The 22,420-nt window shown below is 58.8% G+C and carries 16 protein-coding genes, 1 pseudogene and 1 riboswitch; of the genes and pseudogenes, 1 reads left to right on the top strand and 16 read right to left on the bottom strand.

Translation table 11 applies throughout. The features are described from left to right. Positions 1 to 38: 38 nt before the first annotated feature. From POR16_RS16175 to POR16_RS16140, 8 genes are all read right to left on the bottom strand, one after another. The gene (locus tag POR16_RS16175; protein WP_042932406.1) at positions 39 to 1,697 is read right to left on the bottom strand and encodes a BatD family protein; all 1,659 of its coding nucleotides are present in this window, start codon (positions 1,695 to 1,697) and stop codon (positions 39 to 41) included. Next, positions 1,694 to 3,412 (bottom strand): VWA domain-containing protein, encoded by a 1,719-nt coding sequence (locus POR16_RS16170; RefSeq protein ID WP_024669745.1) that lies wholly within the window; start codon positions 3,410 to 3,412, stop codon positions 1,694 to 1,696. Before POR16_RS16170 ends, POR16_RS16175 begins: the two co-directional genes overlap by 4 nt. Next, the gene (locus tag POR16_RS16165) at positions 3,409 to 4,467 is read right to left on the bottom strand and encodes a vWA domain-containing protein (RefSeq protein WP_005892387.1); all 1,059 of its coding nucleotides are present in this window, start codon (positions 4,465 to 4,467) and stop codon (positions 3,409 to 3,411) included. Before POR16_RS16165 ends, POR16_RS16170 begins: the two co-directional genes overlap by 4 nt. Further along, positions 4,460 to 4,954, bottom strand: a complete 495-nt coding sequence (locus tag POR16_RS16160) for a DUF4381 domain-containing protein (RefSeq protein WP_005892389.1) — start codon at positions 4,952 to 4,954, stop codon at positions 4,460 to 4,462. The genes POR16_RS16165 and POR16_RS16160 overlap by 8 nt, the downstream gene beginning before the upstream one ends. Further along, entirely contained in the window at positions 4,951 to 5,895 is a 945-nt protein-coding gene (locus tag POR16_RS16155) for a DUF58 domain-containing protein (RefSeq protein ID WP_005892391.1), read from the bottom strand. Before POR16_RS16155 ends, POR16_RS16160 begins: the two co-directional genes overlap by 4 nt. 4 nt (positions 5,896 to 5,899) lie before the next feature. Next, a complete protein-coding gene (locus POR16_RS16150) occupies positions 5,900 to 6,859 on the bottom strand; it encodes an AAA family ATPase (RefSeq protein WP_002554476.1) in 960 nt (319 codons plus the stop codon). 190 nt (positions 6,860 to 7,049) lie between these two features. After that, the gene (locus POR16_RS16145) at positions 7,050 to 7,799 is read right to left on the bottom strand and encodes an amidohydrolase family protein (RefSeq protein ID WP_042932408.1); all 750 of its coding nucleotides are present in this window, start codon (positions 7,797 to 7,799) and stop codon (positions 7,050 to 7,052) included. A 41-nt stretch (positions 7,800 to 7,840) separates the two neighbouring features. Beyond that, positions 7,841 to 8,200, bottom strand: a complete 360-nt coding sequence (locus tag POR16_RS16140) for a hypothetical protein (RefSeq protein ID WP_005892395.1) — start codon at positions 8,198 to 8,200, stop codon at positions 7,841 to 7,843. Positions 8,201 to 8,564: 364 nt separating this feature from the next. Between POR16_RS16140 and POR16_RS16135 the strand changes: the two genes are divergently transcribed. Beyond that, on the top strand, positions 8,565 to 13,421 hold the full coding sequence (locus POR16_RS16135; protein ID WP_024669748.1) for an NAD-glutamate dehydrogenase: 4,857 nt from the start codon (positions 8,565 to 8,567) through the stop codon (positions 13,419 to 13,421). 614 nt (positions 13,422 to 14,035) lie between these two features. On the opposite strand, the gene POR16_RS16130 is transcribed toward POR16_RS16135, so the two are convergent. The 8 genes and pseudogenes from POR16_RS16130 to acnB form a co-directional block, all read right to left on the bottom strand. Continuing rightward, complete coding sequence (locus tag POR16_RS16130; protein ID WP_032618812.1) at positions 14,036 to 14,416, bottom strand: hypothetical protein; 381 nt, start codon at positions 14,414 to 14,416, stop codon at positions 14,036 to 14,038. Positions 14,417 to 14,494: 78 nt separating this feature from the next. Next, complete coding sequence (locus tag POR16_RS16125) at positions 14,495 to 14,920, bottom strand: hypothetical protein (RefSeq protein ID WP_050586598.1); 426 nt, start codon at positions 14,918 to 14,920, stop codon at positions 14,495 to 14,497. After that, positions 14,886 to 16,045: pseudogene (locus POR16_RS16120) on the bottom strand (polymorphic toxin type 44 domain-containing protein). Before POR16_RS16120 ends, POR16_RS16125 begins: the two are co-directional and overlap by 35 nt. Positions 16,046 to 16,237: 192 nt before the next feature. Then, positions 16,238 to 16,657 (bottom strand): hypothetical protein, encoded by a 420-nt coding sequence (locus POR16_RS16115; protein ID WP_005904426.1) that lies wholly within the window; start codon positions 16,655 to 16,657, stop codon positions 16,238 to 16,240. A 158-nt stretch (positions 16,658 to 16,815) separates the two neighbouring features. Further along, entirely contained in the window at positions 16,816 to 17,232 is a 417-nt protein-coding gene (locus POR16_RS16110; RefSeq protein WP_024669050.1) for a hypothetical protein, read from the bottom strand. Continuing rightward, positions 17,219 to 18,358, bottom strand: a complete 1,140-nt coding sequence (locus tag POR16_RS16105) for a polymorphic toxin type 44 domain-containing protein (RefSeq protein WP_154897061.1) — start codon at positions 18,356 to 18,358, stop codon at positions 17,219 to 17,221. The genes POR16_RS16110 and POR16_RS16105 overlap by 14 nt, the downstream gene beginning before the upstream one ends. 301 nt (positions 18,359 to 18,659) lie before the next feature. Beyond that, positions 18,660 to 19,232 carry a manganese efflux pump MntP gene (mntP, locus tag POR16_RS16100; RefSeq protein ID WP_005897358.1) on the bottom strand — a complete coding sequence of 191 codons (573 nt, stop codon included), beginning with the start codon at positions 19,230 to 19,232 and terminating at the stop codon, positions 18,660 to 18,662. A gap of 6 nt (positions 19,233 to 19,238) precedes the next feature. Next, a riboswitch (yybP-ykoY riboswitch) is annotated at positions 19,239 to 19,404 on the bottom strand. Positions 19,405 to 19,511: 107 nt separating this feature from the next. Further along, on the bottom strand, positions 19,512 to 22,112 hold the full coding sequence (gene acnB / locus POR16_RS16095; protein WP_005897356.1) for a bifunctional aconitate hydratase 2/2-methylisocitrate dehydratase: 2,601 nt from the start codon (positions 22,110 to 22,112) through the stop codon (positions 19,512 to 19,514). Positions 22,113 to 22,420 lie beyond the last annotated feature (308 nt).

Genomic DNA, 22,420 nt, shown 5'->3' with positions numbered 1-22,420 from the left:
TTACCTTGTGATGTAGAGGTGTTGCCTGCGTTGCATCCTCACTTGGGATACAGCGGCGGCAACCCGGCATCGCCTGCCGGGTCCTGAATATGTTCGGCGGCGGGCAGCTTGCGCACAGCACGCCAGAGGTCTTCGCCCAGCCACAGTTTGCCGGTCTCGCTGTAGAGCGCACCGTTTAGACCGTCCAGCGCATCGGAGAGCGGCACAAAGCGCGCGGCCATTTCGGCCAGGGTTTCCGGCTGTTGACGCGCCCACGCATCGAGCGCCTGGCGAGTGCCCTGCGGGTCGTTGGCCATGCAGGCGCGCTTGAGGTCATCCAGCACGCTACGTGGGCTGGGCCCGGTCTGCACTGTCCTGGCGATCGCCGGCTGGCCACGGGCCCGCCACCACAACGCAAAGCCCAGCAGTGTGGTGCAGACGAGCAGCAGCGTGCTCAGTTGCCACGGCCAGACCGGCGGGCCGATTACTGTTACGCCGCCCATGTCGCTGCTCACGGGTGTGTCTACGGCCAGACCGGGGTTGGCGCTGATCTGCAGCGTTCGCGCCGGCAGGCTGGTGTGTTCCAGATAATCTTCGCGGGTGTTCCACCAGGTGACTTCGACTGCCGGCAGGTCAATCGCACCGGCCCGACCGGGCACCAGCGCTTCGCGTTCTTCACGGGTGCCGATCAGGCCGCGCTCGCTGGGCAGGTTGCGCAGTTGCGGCTGGTCCGGATAGCGCCGCAGGCCAGGCACTTCGGTGGGCGGCAGTGGAGGCAGTTGCGCGCCGGCCAGCCCTTCCGCCTTGAGGGTCAGGGTCCGGGTCAGCGAGTCGCCGACCTGAGAAGTGCCGGGCTCCGGGCTCCAGTTCTCTTCGAGGCTGATGCTGCGTGCCGGCAGCCAGGGGGTGTCGGCGGGATAGCTGGCAGGCTTGGGTTTGACCGTCAGCGGCACCTCGGCGGATTTGACCCGCATCAGCTTGCCCGGCTGTGGACCGAACGGATTGGCATCCTGGCCCTGGGAACCTTCAGCAGGCGCCTGCACCAGCGTGGCGCTGAAGACCTGCGCGGGAATGTTCAGCAGACCGCTCTGCTGTGGATAGATCGCGTAGCGTGTTTCGATCACGCCGTGCCGAACCCCATTGATCAGCTTTTCGTAGGTGCGTGAATCACCTAGTTTCTCGACCCGCGCGTCCGGTACTTGCAGGGGGCTCAGGCTGCTGTCGTCAAACAGAGACACCGAGTGGTAGACCCGTACGGTCAGAACGGCCTGCGCCTGAACATAGACGCTGTCCTGGTCCAGGCTCGCTTCGATGAAGATAGGGGCCAGCTTGTTACTCGATTCAGTGGGGGCGCTCTGCATGACTTGCAGCGTCAGAGGCTGGCTTTTCAACTCCCCCAGTTGCAGCGCGGGTATGACCACGCTGCCGGTTGCGCGCGGCAACAGAGTTACAAGCCAGCGCGTCGTTGCCTGACTGCTGCCGTCCAGGGTTCTCAGGCTGTTGAGCTGACGAGTGTCGCGCACCTCGAAGCTGTCGTTGAGCGGGCTCATGTCGGGTTTGCCAAACTGCGTGACGTCGTCGGTTTCCAGCGTCAGCTCGACAGTTTCTCCGGCGTTCAGGTGCGTGCGATCAACGCTGGCTGTCAGTTGCGCGGCCTGCAGCGACAAGGTGACCAGGCTCAGCAACAGACCGGTCAGTAAGGTGTACACGCGACTCATCGGGTTTTTTCCTGATGTTGCTGTTCGTAGCGAAATTTGCGCCGTAGCAGTTCGCCCGGATCGTCCGGAATCTGCCTCAGCCACTGCTCCAGCTCCTGACGCCGCTCGCCTGTCATGGGGCTGTCGGCGCTTTGGTTAGGCGGGCGGGTAGCTGGCTCATCATCCGTCTTATCGCCAGCGGTCGCCTGACCGCTGGTATCCGGCGGCAGGCTCTCGCTGGTGCCGGGTTGATCCGAGCGGGACGGGGTCTGGTCGGCCGGCGCCGCGCTGCTGTTCGGATCTTGTGACGCCTGCTGGCCTTCTTCGCCCTGATCGGCCTTGTTCTGTTCGTCCTGCGCAGGTTTTTGCACATTTGCCTGATCGAGCAGGTTTTGCACCATTGCGCGGTTGCTTTGTGCAGCGGGGAAATCCGGCTGGCGATCCAGCGCCTGTTCGTAGGCGTCCAGTGCCGCCTCCAGCTCGCCACTGTGAGCCAAGGCGTTGCCGCGATTGTAGTGATCCTGTGCAAGTGTGCCCTGGGCGAACTGCTGGGCGGCACTGGCGTAGTCTTGCGCTTCGTAGAGCGCCACGCCTTTCCAGCGCGGGTCCTCAAAGCGCTGCGCGGCCTCGGCCGGTCGATGCTGCTCCAGCAGTCGCTGGCCCTGTTGATCCGGACGCAGCCACAGATCCTGAAACTCAAACGCCTGGCTGTTTTGCGGAAACACGAACATCAATGGCAGGCAGAACAGCCAGCCGCGCCGACCAGCCAGTGCTGCAATCAGCAACAGCGCCAGCACAAACCAGTGCCCCTGATCAGCCCAGGTATCAAGCTGGACGACCTGACCATCGCTGCGCACATGTTGCGGGCTGGTCAACAGCCCGAGGCTGCGCAGGTCCTCTTCATCATTTCGTGCCTGATGATAGCTGCCATCGACCTGATCGGCGAATTCGCCAAGGCTCTTGCTGTCCAGACGCGGCACCATGATTGCGCCTTGATCGTCCTTGAGCAGGCTGCCGTTTTCCTGAGTCACCGGCGCGCCTTCAGCGGTGCCGACGCCAAGAATCAGTAGCGGCGGCGAGCGCCCGCGTAGCGCTTCACGTATGCCCTGACGTTCCGTTTCGCTCAACGAAGAGGTGATCAACAGGATACGGCCCTGACCCAGCGCGCCCTGTTTGAGCAAGTGCAGCGCCTTGTGTACCGCCAGGTCGGCACGCTGGCCGGTGACTGGCATGATCGACGGTCTGATGGCTTCCAGCAGGTTATGACTGGTGACCAGGTCATCGGACAGTGGCACCAGCGTATGCGCGCTGCCTGCATAGACGACGATTGCAGTCTGCGCATCGCTACGTTTTTGCAGCAGGTCCAGCAGTTTGCGTCGCGCCTGTTCCAGGCGGGTCGGCGATGTATCGGTGGCGAGCATCTGTGGGGTCAGTTCCAGTATCACCACCAGCGGGTCCACCGGTTTTTGGCTGATTTGCTCGACACGCTGCCAGCCAGGGCCGAGCAGGGCAAACAGCGCCAGCAGCCACGCCAGCCCCAGTGCGATCCACGGTAATTTGCTGTTGCTGCCGCGCCCGCCGCTGAGCAGCACGGCATGAAACTGGGTTGGCAGGAGCATCTGCCAGCGTCCTGCGCGCTTCTGCCGATGCCACAGGCGCCATATCAGCAGCGCCAGCAATGGCATGAGCAGCAGCCATTCGGGACGAAGCCAGTGTGGCCAGAGAGCGGCAGTCATTGCGGTCTCCAAAGGCGTCTGAAGCGTTCACGCCAGTCAATGGAGCGGGCAATTGTCAGCAGACGTTGCAGTGCATTGTTTGGCCACAGTGCTCGCAATACCAACAGCACGCTCAGCAGCACTGCGGCCGCCAGCGGCCATTGATAAAGCGCCAGCGCGGGACGCGCCTGGGTCGGCTGTTGAGCGACAGGTTCCAGTGAGTCGAGGGTAACGCGGATCTTTTCCAGCTGGTCGCCGTCGCGAGTACGGAAATACTGACCACCGCTCAGCCGGGCAATCTCCTTGAGGGTCGGCTCATCCAGATCAAGGCTGGCGCTCAAGCCGAGCGCACTCTGCAACGCGTTTTTTTCAGGGTCCGAGCCGATGCCGATTGTGTAGATTTTCACGCCTTCGTCGGCTGCCAGTCGTGCGGCGGTGAGCGGGTCGATCTGACCGGCATTGTTGGCGCCATCGGTGACCAGCACCAATACACGGCTGTTGGCAGGCCGCATGCGCAGGCGTTTCAGGGCCAGGCCTATGGCGTCGCCAACAGCGGTATTCTTGCCGGCGATGCCTATTTTTGCCTCATCGAGCCAGACCCTTACGGTCTGTCGGTCGTAGGTCAGCGGGGCTTGAAGAAACGCCTGAGTGCCAAACAGAATCAGCCCGACCCGGTCACCCTTGCGGCTTTCGAGAAAGTCACCGAGCAGTTGCTGAACCAGCACCAGTCGGCTGACCTCGTCGTTTTTCCACTGCATGTCGGGGTAATCCATGGAGCCCGACACGTCGACCGCCACCAACAGGTCGCGTCCGCTTGCAGCCACTGGCAGCGGTTCGCCCAGCCATTGGGGCCGTGCCGCCGCGATCAACAACAACAGCCAGATGAGCAGGAATGGCGCACGTTGGCGCCACACAGGCAGATTGGCCTTGGCGCGACGTCCGCTGAGCCCTTCGAGTTCGTTGAGAAAGCTGACGTTGAGTGCGGGTTCGCCGCTGTCGGCGGCCGGCAGCACGGCACGCATCAGCCATGGCAGCGGCAGCAGGGCAAAGACCCAGAGCCAGGCGAACTCAAACATGTTTGCGAATCCAGGTATCGACCGCCTGGGTCAGGCCGGTGATGGCCTTGTCGTCCAGTTTGCATTCCGGCTTGTAAGCGCCTTCGACCAGAATCATCCAGCGTGTCAGGCCCGCCGCCGGACAGCGGTTGTCGAGAAAAGCCAGCCATTTGCGGCCATTGAGGGTGTGGCTCTGGCTGTGCGGGTAGTGGTTGCGGCACAGGCGTTTGAGCAGCCCGTTGATCTGTTGCAACCACGCGCCAGCCGGGGCGCCGTCGTAGGGTTTGGGCAGGTTGGCCAGCTCCGCGAGGGCCGCGACACGAACCGGGTCCAGCGGTTGCTCGCTGCGCACGTTGCCTGTCTTGATCGGCAGCAGCCTGCGCAACCGCCACAGGCCCCATCCCGCAGCAGGGATCAGCAGCAACAGCAACCACCAGCCCGGCGCGGGCGGCCAGAAGCCAACGGCCTCTGGGGCAATCAACGGCTGTAGCTGATCCAGCGGGTTCATTTACGTTTCACCGGGCGCTGTGCATTGAGGTATTCGCGCAATTGCTCAACAAGCTCGGCCTGGGTGCTCAATGGCATGAGCAATACCCGCAGCTTCTGCGCCAGCAGTTCCCAGCGTGCGGAACGGTCCTCGCCCTGTTGCCGGTAAGCGCGACGCAGTTCGGGGTTGAGGGTGTCGAGTTCCAGTTGCGCGCCGCGTTCGGCAAAACGCAGCAGGCCGGCAGCGGGCAGGGCGCGATCCAGCGGGTCGGAGAGCGGCAGCAACAGCAGGTCGCTATGGCGGGACAAGAGGCTCAACTGTTGTTCGGCTGCCTCGGACAAGGCGCGCTCGTCACATAGCACGATCACCAGGCTGCCGGGCCGCAGCACTTCCCTGGCGCGGCGTAGCGCAGTACCGAAGGCATCGCGGTTCGGCGGGGTTTCGGTGTGCAGTGACTGATTGACCCGCACCAGCCGGTTGAGCAGTTGCAGCAGGCTCTGTTTGCTGCGCCGTGGTTTGATTTCGTAGTGCTCGTCATCGCCGAAAACCAGCCCGCCGACCCGGTCGTTGTGTTCGAGCGCGGCCCAGCCGATCAGCGCAGCAGCCTGGGCGGCCAGTACCGATTTGAACATCAGGCCCGAGCCGAAAAATAATCGCCGGCTTTGTTCTACCAGAATGAAAATGGGCCGCTCACGTTCTTCATGGAACAGTTTGGTGTGCGGCTCCTGAGTGCGGGCGGTCACGCGCCAGTCGATGCTGCGCACGTCGTCACCCGCCTGATAGACCCGCACCTGATCGAAATCCACGCCACGACCGCGCAGCTTGGAGTGGTGCAGGCCGATCAACGGGCTGCGCCTGCCGGGTGTTGAAAACAGCTGCACTTCCCGCACCCGATGACGCATCTCGATCAGATCGCTGAGGCTGACGCGGATGCCCGGTTGGGGGATCAGATAGGGTTGCATGGGGTCAGGCGACGGCCACGACGTCGAGGATGCGCTGAATCACACGATCCTGATCGATACCTGCGGCTTCGGCTTCGAACGACAGGATGATCCTGTGGCGCAGCACATCGAATAGCACCGCCTGAATGTCCTCGGGGCTGACGAAGTCGCGGCCGGCCAGCCAGGCATGGGCGCGGGCACAGCGGTCCAGCGAAATGGAGCCGCGCGGGCTGGCCCCGTAGGCAATCCATTCGGCGAGTTCTGGGTCGAATTTGGCGGGCGTGCGGGTAGCCATGACCAGCTGCACCAGGTATTCCTCGACCGCATCGGCCATGTAAAGCCCGAGGATTTCCTTGCGTGCGGCAAAGATCGCCTGCTGGCTGACCCGGCGTTCAGGTTTGGTTTCGCCATTGAGGGCTTCCCCACGGGCCTGCTGAAGGATCTTGCGTTCGACGGCCGCATCCGGGAAGCCGATCTTGACGTGCATCAGAAAGCGGTCGAGCTGGGCTTCGGGCAGTGGGTAAGTGCCTTCCTGCTCGATAGGGTTCTGGGTCGCCATAACCAGAAACAGGGGAGACAGGTCATAGGTGCTGCGACCGACGCTGACCTGCCGCTCGGCCATGGCTTCAAGCAGCGCCGACTGGACCTTGGCCGGGGCACGGTTGATTTCGTCCGCCAGCACCAGGTTGTGGAAGATAGGCCCTTGCTGGAACACGAAACTGCCGGTTTCGGGACGGTAGATTTCCGTGCCGGTGATGTCGGCGGGCAGCAGGTCGGGGGTGAACTGGATGCGGTGGAACTGCGCTTCGATGCCTTCCGCCAGTTCCTTGATGGCCTTGGTCTTGGCCAGACCAGGGGCGCCTTCGACCAGCATGTGGCCGTCCGCGAGCAGGGCAATGAGCAGGCGTTCGATCAGCTTTTCCTGGCCCAGGATCTGCGTTGAAAGAAATGTTCGCAGCGCTATCAGCGCTTCACGATGCTCCATCGGTGACGGTTCCTGGCAGGATTATCAGCTGTGTCGGGTGACCGCTGAGCTGGGGGCGATACTTTAATCCATCCAGGCAGGTATCGACTAACGGCTCCAGCGTTTTTTATCGCATTTAGAGACTGGTACGTCACTTATTTAAGAATTGTCCTACGTGTTTTGTCGACATCGCGTAGGGCTGGCAGCGCTTTCACCCCAGACGATAGAAGTTTGCCGCGTTTTCCCAAAGAGCCTGCTGGGCGCCATTTTCGCCTAATGCATCTGTCAGCAACTCGATATCGTCGGCCTGGAAAGGACGCGGCGCCCGGGTCGATGGCAGGTCGGTGCCAAACATCAGGGCGCAGGGGTTGGCGGCATGAATGTCTCTGAGCGCGTCTCGAACAGGGAAGTCCACGCGACCGAAGCCGCAGGCCTTGACGCGCACGCCGCGTTCAGCCAATCGCAGCACGATGGGCAGTCCTTCGGCGCTCAATCCAAGATGATCAATGCTGATTGCCGGCAGTCTCAGCAAGCGCGCTTCTATTTCAGCCAGCTCACGAGAGTCTATGTACAGTTCCGAATGCCAGCCAACGCGCTCATGAACGCGCAGGGCGAGGGCTTCAAGCTGGTCGAGTTGTTCAGAACCGCCACGTTTCAGGTTGAAGCGCAGCGCACGCACCCCGGCCGCATTCAGGGTATCCAGTTCGGTATCGGTCACGCTGGCCGGCAACTGGGTAACGCCGACGAAGGCTGGGCCGAGGCTGTTCAGCGCGGCGAGCAGATAGCCTTGATCGAAGCCTTGAAAGGAGCCGGACACCACCGCGCCACCCTGAACACCCAGCGGTTTGACGCTCGCCAGGTAGTCGCTGACCCCGAACGAGTCCGGTAGATAGCCGTTATTGGCGATCAGGGGGAAGCGTGGGTCAATGATGTGGCAGTGGGCATCGAAGATCATGGTCAGCTCCTTGATGTAGAAGTCCTCACTCTAGCGGCTTTTCCTCGTCAATCGACTTCGCTGACGTATTCACCTACGTTGGTCATGATGATGTGTAACGTTCTGTGAACCTCTGCCAGTTCGTCCGCGTCTGTACCGTGGATGATTTCGAATTGTTCGTGGCCCTTCAGTTGCCTGGCGTCTGCGGGTGCGATTTCCACCAGCAGACGCTGGGCGCCGAAGGTGACTTTCAGGTTGGAGACGTTGTGCGATGTGTCATCGCCGACGGTTATTTCCACTTTATTTTCATCCGGGAAACGAGTCAGGGAGAACAGATCGCCGCCTTCTCCGTGGCAGCACAGCAGTGCCATGTTGTCGTATTCGTCGTCGCAGGCATTGGCGATGAGGGTGACCGTCTTGATTTGCATGTGTTTTCCAGTGCTGTTGAGCGGGCGTAAGGTGGGTTTTGCCAGCACCGGCCCAGAATTGTCGGCCTGTGTTGGCACTGCTGCGCGTATCTTAGCGTGGGTCGATGACCGAATATGTCGCAGCTTCGTAAGCAGTGTGCGGTCAGCTCTCGTTAAGCTGCATGGCAGACGAGTGGTGTACGGTGTCCGCCATGTGTACGTTTTTTTATCCCCGCATTCAAATGTGACTACCCTGACACAGCGGGCGTTAGTACTTTAGCCTTACACTCGACCAGGAGGGTCCACGCAATTGAGTGCGCAGAAACCCCCGGTCTCAACACCTTCTTCAAGCCTCCCCAATAAAAGCCAAAGCGGAGTACCACAGATGGCGTTCTTCACCGCAGCCAGCAAGGCCGACTTCCAGCATCAACTGCAAGCGGCACTGGCTCAGCACATCAGCGAACAGGCACTGCCACAAGTGGCGCTGTTTGCCGAGCAATTCTTCGGCATCATTTCCCTTGACGAGCTCACCCAGCGGCGCTTGTCCGACCTGGCAGGCTGCACCTTGTCTGCGTGGCGTCTGCTCGAGCGTTTCGAACATGCTCATCCGCAGGTACGCGTCTACAACCCTGATTACGAGCGCCATGGCTGGCAATCGACTCACACCGCCGTCGAAGTGCTGCATCATGACCTGCCGTTTCTGGTCGACTCCGTCCGCACCGAGCTGAACCGTCGCGGCTACAGCATTCATACCCTGCAGACAACTGTGCTGAGCGTGCGCCGTGGTGCTGGCGGCGAGCTGATCGAGCTGCTGCCCAAAGGCACTACAGGCGAGGACGTGCTGCAGGAGTCTCTGATGTATCTGGAGATCGACCGCTGCTCCAACGCCAGCGAGTTGAACGTGCTGGCTCGCGAGCTTGAGCAGGTGCTGGGCGAGGTGCGTGCTGCCGTTGAAGACTTCGGCCCGATGAAGGCGCGTTTGCACGATTTGCTGGCAAGTATCGATGCCAATGAGTCGAATACTGACGTCGAAGAGAAGGCCGAGATCAAGGTTTTCCTGGATTGGCTGGTGGACAACCACTTCACCTTTCTGGGTTACGAAGAGTTCGAAGTGCGCACCGACGCCAATGGCGGCCAGCTGGTGTATGACGAATCCTCTTTCCTGGGCCTCACCAAGCTGCTGCGTCCCGGGCTGAGTCAAGAAGAGCTGCACATCGAAGACTACGCGGTGAAATACCTGCAGGAGCCGGTGTTGCTGTCGTTTGCCAAGGCTGCGCACCCGAGCCGTGTTCATCGTCCGGCATACCCTGACTTCGTCTCGATCCGGCAGATCGACGCCTCTGGCAAAGTCGTCAAGGAATGTCGCTTCATGGGCCTCTACACCTCGTCGGTGTACGGCGAAAGCGTGCGGCAGATCCCGTATATCCGCCGCAAGGTTGCCGAGGTCGAGCGTCGCTCCGGCTTCGATGCCAAGGCGCATCTGGGCAAGGAGCTGGCGCAGGTGGTCGAAGTGTTGCCACGCGACGACCTGTTCCAGACACCTGTGGACGAGCTGTTCACCACGGTCATGTCCATCGTGCAGATTCAGGAGCGCAACAAGATCCGCGTGTTCCTGCGCAAAGACCCGTACGGTCGTTTCTGCTACTGCCTGGCCTACGTACCGCGCGACGTCTATTCCACCGAAGTGCGTCAGAAGATCCAGCAGGTATTGATGGATCGTCTGAAGGCCAGCGACTGCGAGTTCTGGACGTTCTTCTCCGAGTCGGTGCTGGCGCGGGTGCAGTTGATCCTGCGTGTAGACCCGAAGATCAATCTGGAAATCGACGTTGCCCAACTGGAAAACGAAGTCATCCAGGCCTGCCGTTCGTGGAAAGACGACTACGCCAGCCTGGTCATAGAGAGCTTCGGCGAAGCCCACGGCACCAACGTACTGGCTGATTTTCCGAAAGGCTTCCCCGCCGGCTACCGCGAGCGCTTTGCGGCGCATTCGGCGGTGGTCGACATGCAGCATGTGCTTAGCCTCAGCGAAACCAACCCGCTGGTGATGAGTTTCTACCAGCCGCTGGCCGGTGGTCGTCAGCAGCTGCATTGCAAGCTGTATCACGCCGACACGCCGCTAGCGCTGTCCGACGTGTTGCCGATTCTTGAAAACCTCGGCCTGCGCGTGCTGGGCGAGTTTCCTTACCGTCTGCACCATGCCAACGGGCGTGAGTTCTGGATTCATGACTTCGCCTTCACCTACGGCGAAGGTTTGAGCCTCGATATCCAGCAGCTTAATGACACCCTGCAGGACGCATTTGTGCACATCGTGAGCGGCGACGCCGAAAACGATGCGTTCAACCGACTGGTTCTGACTGCCGGCCTGCCATGGCGTGATGTGGCTCTGCTGCGCGCCTATGCGCGTTACCTGAAGCAGATTCGCCTGGGCTTCGACCTGGGCTACATTGCGACCACGCTCAATAACCACACTGACATCGCCCGCGAGCTGACGCGTCTGTTCAAGACCCGTTTCTACCTGGCCCGCAAGCTGGGTTCGGACGATCTGGACGACAAGCAATTGCGTCTGGAACAAGCCATTCTGACCGCACTGGACGATGTTCAGGTGCTCAACGAAGACCGCATACTGCGTCGCTATCTGGACCTGATCAAGGCAACGCTGCGGACCAACTTCTATCAAGCGGACGCAAACGGGCAGAGCAAAAGCTATTTCAGCTTCAAGTTCAACCCGCGCCTGATCCCCGAGCTGCCAAAGCCTGTACCCAAATTCGAGATTTTCGTCTACTCGCCGCGCGTCGAGGGCGTGCATCTGCGCTTCGGCAATGTGGCCCGTGGCGGCCTGCGCTGGTCGGACCGCGAGGAAGACTTCCGCACCGAGGTGCTTGGTCTGGTGAAAGCCCAGCAGGTGAAAAACTCGGTCATCGTGCCGGTCGGCGCCAAGGGCGGTTTCGTGCCGCGTCGCCTGCCGACCACTGGCAACCGTGATGAAATTCAGGCCGAAGCGATCGCCTGCTACCGCATCTTTATTTCCGGCTTGCTGGACATCACCGACAACCTCAAGGAAGGCGTGCTGGTACCGCCGGTCAACGTGGTGCGCCACGATGACGACGATCCGTATCTGGTGGTGGCTGCCGACAAGGGCACCGCGACCTTCTCGGACATTGCCAATGGCATTGCCATCGATTACGGATTCTGGCTGGGTGATGCATTCGCGTCCGGCGGTTCGGCGGGTTACGACCACAAGAAGATGGGCATCACTGCCAAGGGCGCGTGGGTCGGTGTGCAGCGTCACTTCCGTGAACGCGACATCAATGTCCAGCAGGACAGCATCAGTGTGATCGGCATCGGCGACATGGCCGGTGACGTATTCGGCAACGGCTTGCTGATGTCCGACAAGCTGCAACTGGTTGCAGCGTTCAACCATCTGCACATCTTCATCGACCCGAACCCGGACCCGGCCACCAGCTTCGCCGAGCGCGAGCGCCTGTTCAATCTGCCGCGTTCGTCCTGGACCGATTACGACACCAGCATCATGTCTGCCGGCGGCGGGATCTTCCCGCGCAGCCTCAAGAGCATCGCCATCACCGAGCAGATGAAGGCGCGTTTTGACATCAAGGCTGACAAGCTGACCCCGACCGAACTGCTGCACGCGCTGCTCAAGGCGCCAGTCGATCTGTTGTGGAACGGCGGTATCGGTACTTACGTCAAGTCCAGCGAAGAGTCGCATGCCGATGTGGGCGACAAGGCCAACGACGCGCTGCGTGTCGACGGCAACGAGCTGCGCTGCAAGGTAGTGGGTGAGGGCGGCAACCTGGGCATGACCCAACTGGGCCGTGTCGAGTTCGGTCTGAACGGCGGCGCGACCAACACCGACTTCATCGATAACGCCGGTGGTGTGGACTGCTCCGACCACGAAGTGAACATCAAGATCCTGCTCAACGAAGTGGTGCAGGCTGGTGACATGACCGAGAAGCAGCGTAACCAGCTGCTCGAAAGCATGACCGACGAAGTGGGCCACCTGGTACTTGGCAACAACTACAAGCAGACGCAGGCGTTGTCGCTGGCTGCACGCCGGGCCTATGAGCGGATTGCCGAATACAAGCGTCTGATGAATGACCTTGAAGCGCGTGGCAAGCTGGACCGTGCCATCGAGTTTTTGCCCGCCGAAGACCAGATAGCCGAGCGCATTGCGGCCGGTCAGGGGCTGAGCCGCGCCGAGCTGTCGGTGCTGATTTCCTACAGCAAGATCGATCTCAAGGAAGCGCTGCTGGAATCCCGCGTGCCGGATGATGACTATCTGACGCGTGACATGGAAACCGCGTTCCCGCCGTCACTGGGCGCCAGGTTTTCCACTGCCATGCGTGGGCATCGCCTGAAGCGCGAAATCGTCAGCACCCAGATTGCCAACGATCTGGTCAACCACATGGGCATCACCTTCGTGCAGCGGCTCAAAGAGTCGACCGGCATGAGCGCGGCGTCTGTGGCGGGTGCTTACGTGATCGTGCGGGACATCTTCCACCTGCCGCACTGGTTCCGTCAGATCGAGGCGCTGGACTACAAGGTTCCGGCTGAAATCCAGCTGGCGCTGATGGACGAGCTGATGCGTCTCGGGCGTCGTGCCACTCGCTGGTTCTTGCGCAGCCGTCGCAACGAACTGGATGCCGGACGTGACGTCGCGCACTTCGGTCCGCACCTCGCCGCGCTGGGTCTCAAGCTTGACGAACTGCTGGAAGGTCCGACACGTGAGGTCTGGCAGGCGCGTTATCAGGCTTATGTCGAGGCCGGTGTGCCGGAATTGCTGGCGCGCATGGTTGCCGGTACGACTCACCTGTACACGCTGTTGCCGATCATCGAAGCCTCCGACGTCACCGGGCAGAACGCTGCCGATGTGGCCAAGGCTTACTTCGCCGTAGGCAGCGCGCTGGACATTACCTGGTACTTGCAGCAGATCAGCAGCCTGCCCGTGGAAAACAACTGGCAGGCACTGGCACGTGAAGCGTTCCGCGACGATGTCGACTGGCAGCAACGGGCGATCACTGTTTCGGTTCTGCAAATGGCGGAAGGTCCATCGGAAATCGATGCGCGTCTGGCCCTGTGGCTGGAACAGCATTCGCTGATGGTCGACCGCTGGCGTGCCATGCTGGTCGAGCTTCGTGCCGCGAGTGGCACGGACTACGCCATGTATGCTGTCGCTAACCGCGAACTGCTGGACCTGGCCATGAGCGGGCAGAGCCTCACGGTCTGATCCGCTTGTAACGGGTAGGCCCCTAAAAAACCGCATCGAGAGATGCGGTTTTTTTGTGGGTGCGCCAAGCATGGCGCGTTGCCCTGAGCGCAACCAGCTTGGCTGTGGTGGACACGCAAGTCCTCTACGCACCCGGCAAGGGGAAGTGTTAGCCGGAGGCAAGGGTGTCGCGGGTGACTGCGAATCTGAAGGAAGCCCGAGGCAAAATGCTGGCCTGACGAACAGGAGGCGGATGAGGCGGCACAGCGGGGTAAGGCGGCCGCAATCGTCAAAGCCCAATACTTGCACGGAACGCTGTGAAGTTCTGACAGGCACAAGCAGGAAGGTCGTGCGAATTACCTTGAGATATCTGCACGCTTGCCATTGTGCTACCGAGCGTCGAGAGGCGACGGGATGAGCGTGCAGGAGTCAGCTGAAGCCGTAGTAAGTGACGAATAACCCCGTCCAAGGGGCTGAACAGGTTATGCCGCCAGTAGGCTTTCACCCCATGTCCGGGGCGGTACTGTAAGCACTTCGTCCATGATCATCTTGGCCGTGATGCTTCCTTCAGGATGTCGTCTGCGTTCTACTTGGTGGCTGTGATGGGTGTTTTTTGGTGACGCTGGTAGGCAACCTTAGGACCTAAAAGGATCAGGTTCCTCGGCACACTGTTTTAAACGAGCAGTAACATCATGGTCAGTCGCAGCAGTGTCGATTCCACCTTTATCATCAAGGTAGATGTCTATCGTTGCCCAGCGCTTAGGTGTGATGTCGATGCATTTTCGTAAACCTCTGTCGGTCCACCAAAAGAACACCATGAAGAAGTTCTCATCAGGAAATACATGACCAAACTCCGATGTCGCTTCCCCCGGTAGCATTCGCTGCCGTGTGATCTGGTCGTGAGTGTTCCAAATTAAGCGCAGTTCGTCCGTGGCTTCTTTAGGGTAGTAAACAATTACGCCGGGTGCAGCAAAATACCAAGCCACCAGCGGAGCTATTAATAGAAAAATGAACAAATAAGGGACCTTAATTTTCTTTGCAATTGTGCTCAATGACGCCTGCTCCCCCCCATTCTTGGGGGGCTGGTTGGCAACTTAAAACCGGAAAGGATCAGCGTCACCCTCACATCGCTTCAAACGAGCAATAACGTCAGGGCCAGTTTTAGCAGTTTCGATGCGGCCACTGCCATCGAGGTAGATGTCTATCGCGTCACCCCATTTTGGCATAATTGCTATACACCTCCGCAGACTCTTTTCATTCCACCAATCAAAGTTCATAAAGAATTTATCATTGGGGAAGATATGCCCGATATCGTATGTGCCCTGACCCGGAAGCATTCCTTCTTTATGAATGTTGTGCTGGATATTCCAGATCACACGAAGCTCGTCTGTAGCTTCTTTAGAATAATGGACACGAACGACAGGGATCGCCACGTACCAGAACAGCGCTGGAAGAATTATGAATGCCCCAATAAGATACCGGGCCTTAATATGTTTCACAGATATGGACACTGACGCCATCTCCCCATGTTGACGGTGTGATCGCGAGTACTTCGTCCATGATCATCCTTGCAGTAACGACTTCGTTTGGATTTTCATGGAAGAGTTTCACGCCAATGCTAATAGAAATCCGATCTGGGACGTCATCCCATGCGCGCATCCCTTCTACGCCCTCAGTGGCATGAGGTCCTTTGAGTCTCTGATCTTCTTTGGCTTCGAATATCTGCTCTCTCCACCGTCGTAATTGATCTGAAACAAGCTGCTCGATACCTGCGCCGTCTAAAAGTGCGCTCTCACTGAGTCCTCCGGCCATACCCACATAGCCGTAATGAATGTTGGACCAAATATCGTAGTAGTCGTACTTGCCTTGCCTATGGCGATACCTGCCAAACTTCGCGTGGATCTTTGGTTTGTGGTCCCAATCACGACCCTGGCCTACTCGGTCAGTCCAAAGGATCATGGCTGCCGCCACGTTTGAGGCGCCGATAGCTTGAGGGCTGGTGTTCCCTATTTGGGCGTACCAAGGCAGGTCCATTTTTTACGAGTCTCTTCCGCAACGTCATAGCTGAGCAGCTCTTTAATCTACAAGACGGAGGAGTGGTGGATATTGTTATTTATCTCGTCTGCGATGTAGGTCGCCAGCTTCTCCATCATGTTCGGATGCGTGCAGCCTTCAGGTCCATCATTTGGTACGGCTTCCTCTTCAGGCTTCTCACGGGCTGCATTTGGATTCACCAAAGCGTTTGCCGCCAAGGCTTTCTCCTCAAGCTTCGGGTCAGCCAAAAAAGTCGCTATCTTCTCGTCATCCACGGAACCGTCTGGCCGGAAGGCCCCCAGCGCCATGAAGTTAATAATGGTCGCGCCACCAGCGTCACCCATGACGAAGCCGCCACCGACATTACTGGAGCCCGTGATGATTGTCCCGCCGTGGCTGGTTGGGCTTCCCAGGTGGGCCATGGGACGGCCATTCACTTGAATAGAGGGGAAACCTGAAGTGATGACCGCCCCGCACCCGCAGGTATCACCCACACGTGCCGCGCCCATGCTGTTGATGTTGACGTCACCGGATGCAGAAGCGATAGGGGTTGTACCGTGACCCGGCAGTGGGCAGGCGTGCTTGTCGCCCAATCGAGCTGAAGAAATCATTGCAGGCCGGCCTTATGTCTTTGATCCGTAAATAATAACCAGCGTTTAGTTGACGCATGGGAGGCTATTGGAAACGTGAAAGGCGGTCTGTAGGAGAAGTCTTAACTTTCGCGTAGTGCCCTGAGAATCTGATCGGGATGTTATCTATATTTCTGCCTGTGGAGGGTGACATCGTCGTAGTGGTAACAAATCTTAGTGCCTGAAAGGGTCTGGCTGACCGGGGCAGGACTCCAACCGGGCAATGACGTCAGGGTCTGTTTTGGCTGTGTCGATCCTGCCGATATCATCAAGATAGATGTCTATCGTACTTCCCCATTCAGGCGTGATGTCGATGCACCTCTGAAAACCCTTGTCGGTCCACCAATCGAACATCATGAAAAAGTCCTTGTCAGGGAATATGTAGCTGAACTCTACGGCTGAGCCGCCGTGCCTGATATCACCCCTGTGGATTCTGTCTTGAGTGTTCCAAACGTATCGAAACTCCTCCTTGCTATTCGGAGAAAAATTGACCGCTACGACCGGGGAGGAAAAATACCAAAAAGCCACAGGAAGGATGACGAGTAGAAGAAGCATCCAGCGGCCATATCGGATCTTGGGTTTATTGACAGACATGTAGTTGGACCCCTTTAACCCATGCCTGGAGCGGTACTGCAAGCACTTCGTCCATGATCATCTTGGCCGTGATGCTTCCGTTGGGATTGAGAATCTGATCGGGATGTTATCTATATTTCTGCCTGTGGAGGGTAACATCGTCGTAGTGGTAACAAATCTTAGTGCCTGAAAGGGTCTGGCTGGCCGGGGCAGGACTTCAACCGGGCAATGACGTCAGGGTCTGTCTTGGCAATATCAATCTTACCGCTCCCATCAAGATAAATGTCCAACGTGCTCCACCGTTTGGGTGTGATGTCGATGCACCGTGGCGGGGTCTTATCAGCCCACCAATTGAACATCATAAAGAAATCTTCGTCGGGCAAAATATGACCGGCGTCACCGGTTGTATCACCTGGCATCAAGTCTCGTCGCAAGATCGAATGCTGCGTATTGAGCACGTAATGAAATCCATTTGAACCATCGGCTGAGTAATAAATGACGACCTTTGGCAGTGCCAAATACCATCCTGCGATCAGTAAGCAAGCGAAGCCTGTAATCCACCTTGCCAAGTAGGCCTTTTTCTCACTTGCAGACATGTGGTTGGACCCCTGTCGCCCAGTCGCCTATAGGTACGGCCAACACTTTGTCCATAACGATCTTTCCGGTAAGGCCGCCGTTTGGATATTCCTTGTAAAGATTCATCCCTATAATTATCGAAACCCTATCGGGGGTGTCATCCCATGCACGCATACCCTTAACTCCCTCAGTCTTTCGCGGGCCATCAAATCTCTTAGGGTTTTTTATGAGCCGCCAAGTGTCTGACCCAATCTGCTCAACGCCCGCACCGTCCAGTAAGACACTTTCAGAAAACCTACCTGCCACGCCAACGTAACCGTAGTGAACGTTTGACCAGATATCATAGAAATATTCATACCCTCCTTGCTTGTGCCATATCCCACCGAAAAGCTTCGTCAGTATCGGTTTATGGTCCCATGGCCTGTCTTGGCCGACACGCTCAGCCCAAATGGCAAACGCTTTGGTCTTTTTCACCAGTGCCATAGTGTAAAAATCCGGCCCTTGACCGAGTCGCAGGTAAAATGGCAGTGCAGCGTATCCACGTGTTTCCTCATCAGGATCAAAGCTGTTCAGTTCTTGCATCTGCCGAACTTCAAGACTATTGATGTTGGCGTTCATCTCGCCAGCTATATAGCTCGCCAGCTCCTCCATTTTGTCAGGATCTTTGCAAACAACAGATTCCGCTGTTAACTCCGGCTTCACCTCTGACTCCCTACCGGCTGCCCTAGGGTCAACCAAAGCGTTTGCCGCCAAGGCTTTCTCCTCAAGCTTCGGGTCAGCCAACAAGGTCGTCATCTTCTCGTCGTCCACGGAACCGTCTGGCCGGAAGGCCCCCAGCGCCATGAAGTTAATAATGGTCGCGCCACCAGCGTCACCCATGACGAAGCCGCCACCGACATTACTGGAGCCCGTGATGATTGTCCCGCCGTGGCTGGTTGGGCTTCCCAGGTGGGCCATGGGACGGCCATTCACTTGAATAGAGGGGAAACCTGAAGTGATGATCGCCCCGCACCCGCAGGTATCACCCACACGTGCCGCGCCCATGCTGTTGATGTTGACGTCACCGGATGCAGAAGCGATAGGAGTTGTACCGTGACCCGGCAGTGGGCAGGCGTGCTTGTCGCCCAATCGAGCTGAAAAAATCATTGCAGGCCGGCCTTATGTCTTTGATCCGTAAATAATAACCAGCGTTTAGTTGACGCATGGGAGGCTATTGGAAACGTGAAAGGCGGTCTGTAGGAGAAGTCTTAATTTTCGCGTAGTGCCCTGAGAATCTGATCGGGATGTCATTTATATTTCTGGCTGTGGAGGGTGACATCGTCGTAGTGGTAACAAATCTTAGTGCCTGGAAGGGGCGGGCTGGCCGGGGGGACGGTGGTGTGAGAGGGCGGCGGGTGTGAACCCGCCCCCTTAATCGATTCTGCGTTTATAGGTCTCGGGCCGTCAATCAGGCGGCCGCAGACAAGTGCTCGTAAAGAATTGTCGCGCCGACCACGATCAGTACGATGCCGCCAACGATTTCAGCTCGTTTGCCGACCATGGTGCCGAGCACGCGGCCCAGCATCACACCGATAGTGACCATTACGGTGGTTGCCAGACCGATCGCCAGGGCAGCGACCATGATATTGACGTCGACAAACGCCAGGCCGACGCCGACCGCCAGGGCATCGATGCTGGTGGCGAACGCCGTGACGGCAAGAATCCAGAAAGAGTGTGAGCCGGGTTTTTCCTGCTCCTCATCATCATCGTGCTTGAGGCCGTTGTAGATCATGTGCAGACCCAGCACCAGAAGCAGCGTGAAGGCGATCCAGTGGTCCCAGCTTTCAGCGAAGCGGGCGGCCACCTGACCAATGCCCCAGCCGATCACCGGGGTAATGGTTTCGATAGCACCGAATATCAGGCCTGTGCGCAACGCTTCGATAAAACGCGGCTTATGCAGGCTTGCTCCTTTACCAAGGGCCGCAGCAAAGGCGTCCGTGGACATGGCAAGCGCGAGAAAGAGGAGGGAAATCGGGTTCACGGTTATATCCAGTCGGGCTATGAGTCAACGACGCAACCACACGCCCGACTTTAGGCATGGATGCATCGTTGGTCTCGCCAACCAGAAGGTGTTCGCACCACGGCATGCTGCCGAGAATGTTGATACGAACGCTCTGTGACCGGAGTCAAGAGCAGGCTACTCCCCAACAAGGGCGGCCACTATAGCCATGTAAATGTGAAAAATATATGTACAGAATTGCACGACGGCAAAAAGAACCCCATCACGAGGATGGGGTTCTTTTAATGCTTCGTCTCGTGCTTACACTTGCAACGCCGGGATGTTGGCGTTTGCAGCGGCTTCACGGAACTCTGCGATCTGATCGAAGCTCAGGTAGCGATACACGTCCGCCGCCATGGTGTCGATCTGATTGGCGTAGCCCATGTACTCTTCCACAGTCGGCAGGCGACCCAGAATCGAAGCTACGGACGCCAGCTCGGCCGAGGCCAGGTAGACGTTCGCGCCGTCACCCAGACGGTTTGGGAAGTTACGGGTTGATGTCGACACCACGGTCGAGTTCGGCTCAACGCGTGCCTGGTTACCCATGCACAGCGAGCAGCCCGGCATTTCCATGCGCGCGCCAGCCTTGCCGTAGATGCCGTAGTAGCCTTCTTCGGTCAGTTGGTGAGCGTCCATCTTGGTAGGCGGCGACAGCCACAGACGCGTTGGCAACTGGCCCTTGACCTGCTCCAGCAACTTGCCCGCTGCGCGGAAGTGGCCGATGTTGGTCATGCACGAACCGATGAACACTTCGTCGATCTTCTCGCCCTGTACCGAAGACAGCAGGCGCGCATCGTCCGGGTCGTTCGGCGCGCAGAGCACAGGCTCCTTGACGTCGGCCAGATCGATTTCGATGATTTCAGCGTACTCGGCGTCAGCGTCGGCTTCGAGCAGTTCAGGGTTGGCAACCCAGGCTTCCATCGCCTGAGCACGACGCTCCAGGGTGCGCGGATCACCGTAACCCTGTTCGATCATCCAGCGCAGCAGGGTGATGTTCGAGTTGAGGTATTCGATGATCGGCTCTTTGGCCAGCTTGATGGTGCAACCGGCAGCCGAACGCTCGGCAGAGGCGTCAGACAGCTCGAACGCCTGTTCGATGCTCAGGTTATCGAGGCCTTCGATTTCCAGGATGCGGCCGGAGAACGCGTTCTTCTTGCCTTTCTTCTCTACGGTCAGCAGGCCAGCCTGGATCGCGTAGTAAGGAATGGCGTGAACCAGGTCGCGCAGGGTGATGCCAGGTTGCATCTTGCCCTTGAAGCGAACCAGGATCGATTCAGGCATGTCCAGTGGCATGACGCCAGTGGCAGCGGCGAACGCCACCAGGCCGGAGCCGGCCGGGAACGAGATGCCGATCGGGAAGCGGGTGTGCGAGTCACCACCGGTGCCGACGGTGTCTGGCAGCAGCATGCGGTTCAGCCAGCTGTGGATGATGCCGTCGCCCGGACGCAGCGAAACACCGCCGCGGGTCATGATGAAGTCAGGCAGCGTGTGGTGCGTCTTGACGTCGATCGGCTTCGGGTAGGCTGCCGTGTGGCAGAACGACTGCATGACCAGGTCGGTCGAGAAGCCCAGGCACGCCAGGTCTTTCAGCTCGTCGCGAGTCATCGGGCCAGTAGTGTCCTGGGAGCCGACGGTGGTCATCTTCGGCTCGCAGTAGGTGCCAGGACGCACGCCTGTTACGCCGCATGCCTTGCCAACCATCTTCTGCGCCAGGGTATAACCCTTGGTGCTTTCAGCTGGCTGGTCAGGGGTCTTGAACAGGTCGAATTCCGGCAGGCCCAGTTCGGCGCGAGCCTTGCTGGTCAGGCCGCGACCGATGATCAGCGGGATACGGCCGCCAGCGCGGACTTCATCGAGCAGCACCGGGGTCTTCATTTCAAAGGTGGTGATGACTTCGTCGCTGTCGTGCTTGCAGACCTTGCCGGCATAAGGGTAAACGTCGATCACGTCGCCCATGTTGATGTTCGAGACATCGAATTCAATCGGCAAAGCGCCGGCATCTTCCATGGTGTTGTAGAAGATCGGAGCGATCTTGCTGCCGAAGCAGAAACCACCGGCACGCTTGTTCGGTACATAAGGAACGTCGTCGCCGAAGAACCACAGCACCGAGTTGGTGGCCGATTTACGCGAAGAACCTGTACCGACCACATCGCCGACGTAGGCGATAGGGAAGCCCTGGCCGCGCATTTCTTCGATCTGCTTCATCGGGCCGATAGAGCCCTGAACGTCAGGAACGATACCTTCACGGGCCATTTTCAGCATGGCGAGTGCGTGCAGCGGGATGTCCGGGCGGGACCATGCATCAGGTGCCGGGGACAGGTCGTCGGTGTTGGTTTCGCCGGTGACCTTGAAGACGCGCAGGCTGATCTTGTCGGCCAGCGTCGGGCGCTTTTTGAACCACTCGCCGTCAGCCCAGGACTGAAGGACAGCCTTGGCGTGGGCATTGCCGCTCTTGGCTTTTTCGGCCACGTCGTGGAAGGCGTCGAACATCAGCAGGGTGTGCTTGAGTTGTTCGGCAGCGACTGGCGCGAGGGTGGCGTCGTCGAGCAGTTCGACCAGGGTGACGATGTTGTAGCCACCTTGCATGGTGCCCAACAGTTCGGTCGCGCGTTTTTTGTCAATCAGGGGGGAAGTGGCTTCGCCCTTGGCCAGGGCAGACAGGAAACCGGCCTTGACGTAGGCGGCTTCGTCAACGCCTGGCGGAACGCGATTGGTGATCAGGTCGACAAGGAAAGCTTCTTCGCCAGCCGGGGGATTTTTCAGCAGCTCGACCAGGCCTGCAGTTTGCTCGGCGTTAAGCGGCTGGGGCACGATACCCTGGGCGGCACGCTCTTCGATGTGTTTACGGTAGGCTTCAAGCACAGTATTAACCCTCATCAGTGGTCCCAAATGGGTGTCCGGGACGCTCATCCAGAAACCGTCCGCGCCCACGCAAGGCTTATTGAACCTTGTTGGCAGGGTGTCGGCGGTTCCTAACAGAAGCTGTTTTCAAAGTTTTACGCCTGCAGAACGGGGGGAGTGACGGTCGACACGGCCATTCTTGATGAGGGAATGGCCTGTCGACGCCGCGATGCGGGGTTAACCTGACTGTGCTCGTGACGCTTTGAAAACAGCTTCCAACGGACATTGGCGCCTTAAAAGGCTCGCTGATTCTACGCCAAAACTTCGTT

Source organism: Pseudomonas coronafaciens pv. oryzae str. 1_6, assembly GCF_000156995.2.
In the GTDB taxonomy this organism is placed as follows: Bacteria; Pseudomonadota; Gammaproteobacteria; order Pseudomonadales; family Pseudomonadaceae; genus Aquipseudomonas; species Aquipseudomonas tremae.
Note: the sequence above shows the minus strand (reverse complement) of the source record. Positions and strands in the feature narration are given on the sequence as shown.

What these genes read in the sequence shown, in the direction of transcription:
- POR16_RS16175 (WP_042932406.1), bottom strand. Translation starts at nt 1,697, where the DNA reads ATGAGTCGCGTGTACACCTTACTGACCGGTCTGTTGCTGAGCCTGGTC.
- POR16_RS16170 (WP_024669745.1), bottom strand. Translation starts at nt 3,412, where the DNA reads ATGACTGCCGCTCTCTGGCCACACTGGCTTCGTCCCGAATGGCTGCTG.
- POR16_RS16165 (WP_005892387.1), bottom strand. Translation starts at nt 4,467, where the DNA reads ATGTTTGAGTTCGCCTGGCTCTGGGTCTTTGCCCTGCTGCCGCTGCCA.
- POR16_RS16160 (WP_005892389.1), bottom strand. Translation starts at nt 4,954, where the DNA reads ATGAACCCGCTGGATCAGCTACAGCCGTTGATTGCCCCAGAGGCCGTT.
- POR16_RS16155 (WP_005892391.1), bottom strand. Translation starts at nt 5,895, where the DNA reads ATGCAACCCTATCTGATCCCCCAACCGGGCATCCGCGTCAGCCTCAGC.
- POR16_RS16150 (WP_002554476.1), bottom strand. Translation starts at nt 6,859, where the DNA reads ATGGAGCATCGTGAAGCGCTGATAGCGCTGCGAACATTTCTTTCAACG.
- POR16_RS16140 (WP_005892395.1), bottom strand. Translation starts at nt 8,200, where the DNA reads ATGCAAATCAAGACGGTCACCCTCATCGCCAATGCCTGCGACGACGAA.
- POR16_RS16135 (WP_024669748.1), top strand. Translation starts at nt 8,565, where the DNA reads ATGGCGTTCTTCACCGCAGCCAGCAAGGCCGACTTCCAGCATCAACTG.
- POR16_RS16125 (WP_050586598.1), bottom strand. Translation starts at nt 14,920, where the DNA reads ATGGCGTCAGTGTCCATATCTGTGAAACATATTAAGGCCCGGTATCTT.
- POR16_RS16115 (WP_005904426.1), bottom strand. Translation starts at nt 16,657, where the DNA reads ATGTCTGTCAATAAACCCAAGATCCGATATGGCCGCTGGATGCTTCTT.
- POR16_RS16110 (WP_024669050.1), bottom strand. Translation starts at nt 17,232, where the DNA reads ATGTCTGCAAGTGAGAAAAAGGCCTACTTGGCAAGGTGGATTACAGGC.
- POR16_RS16105 (WP_154897061.1), bottom strand. Translation starts at nt 18,358, where the DNA reads ATGATTTTTTCAGCTCGATTGGGCGACAAGCACGCCTGCCCACTGCCG.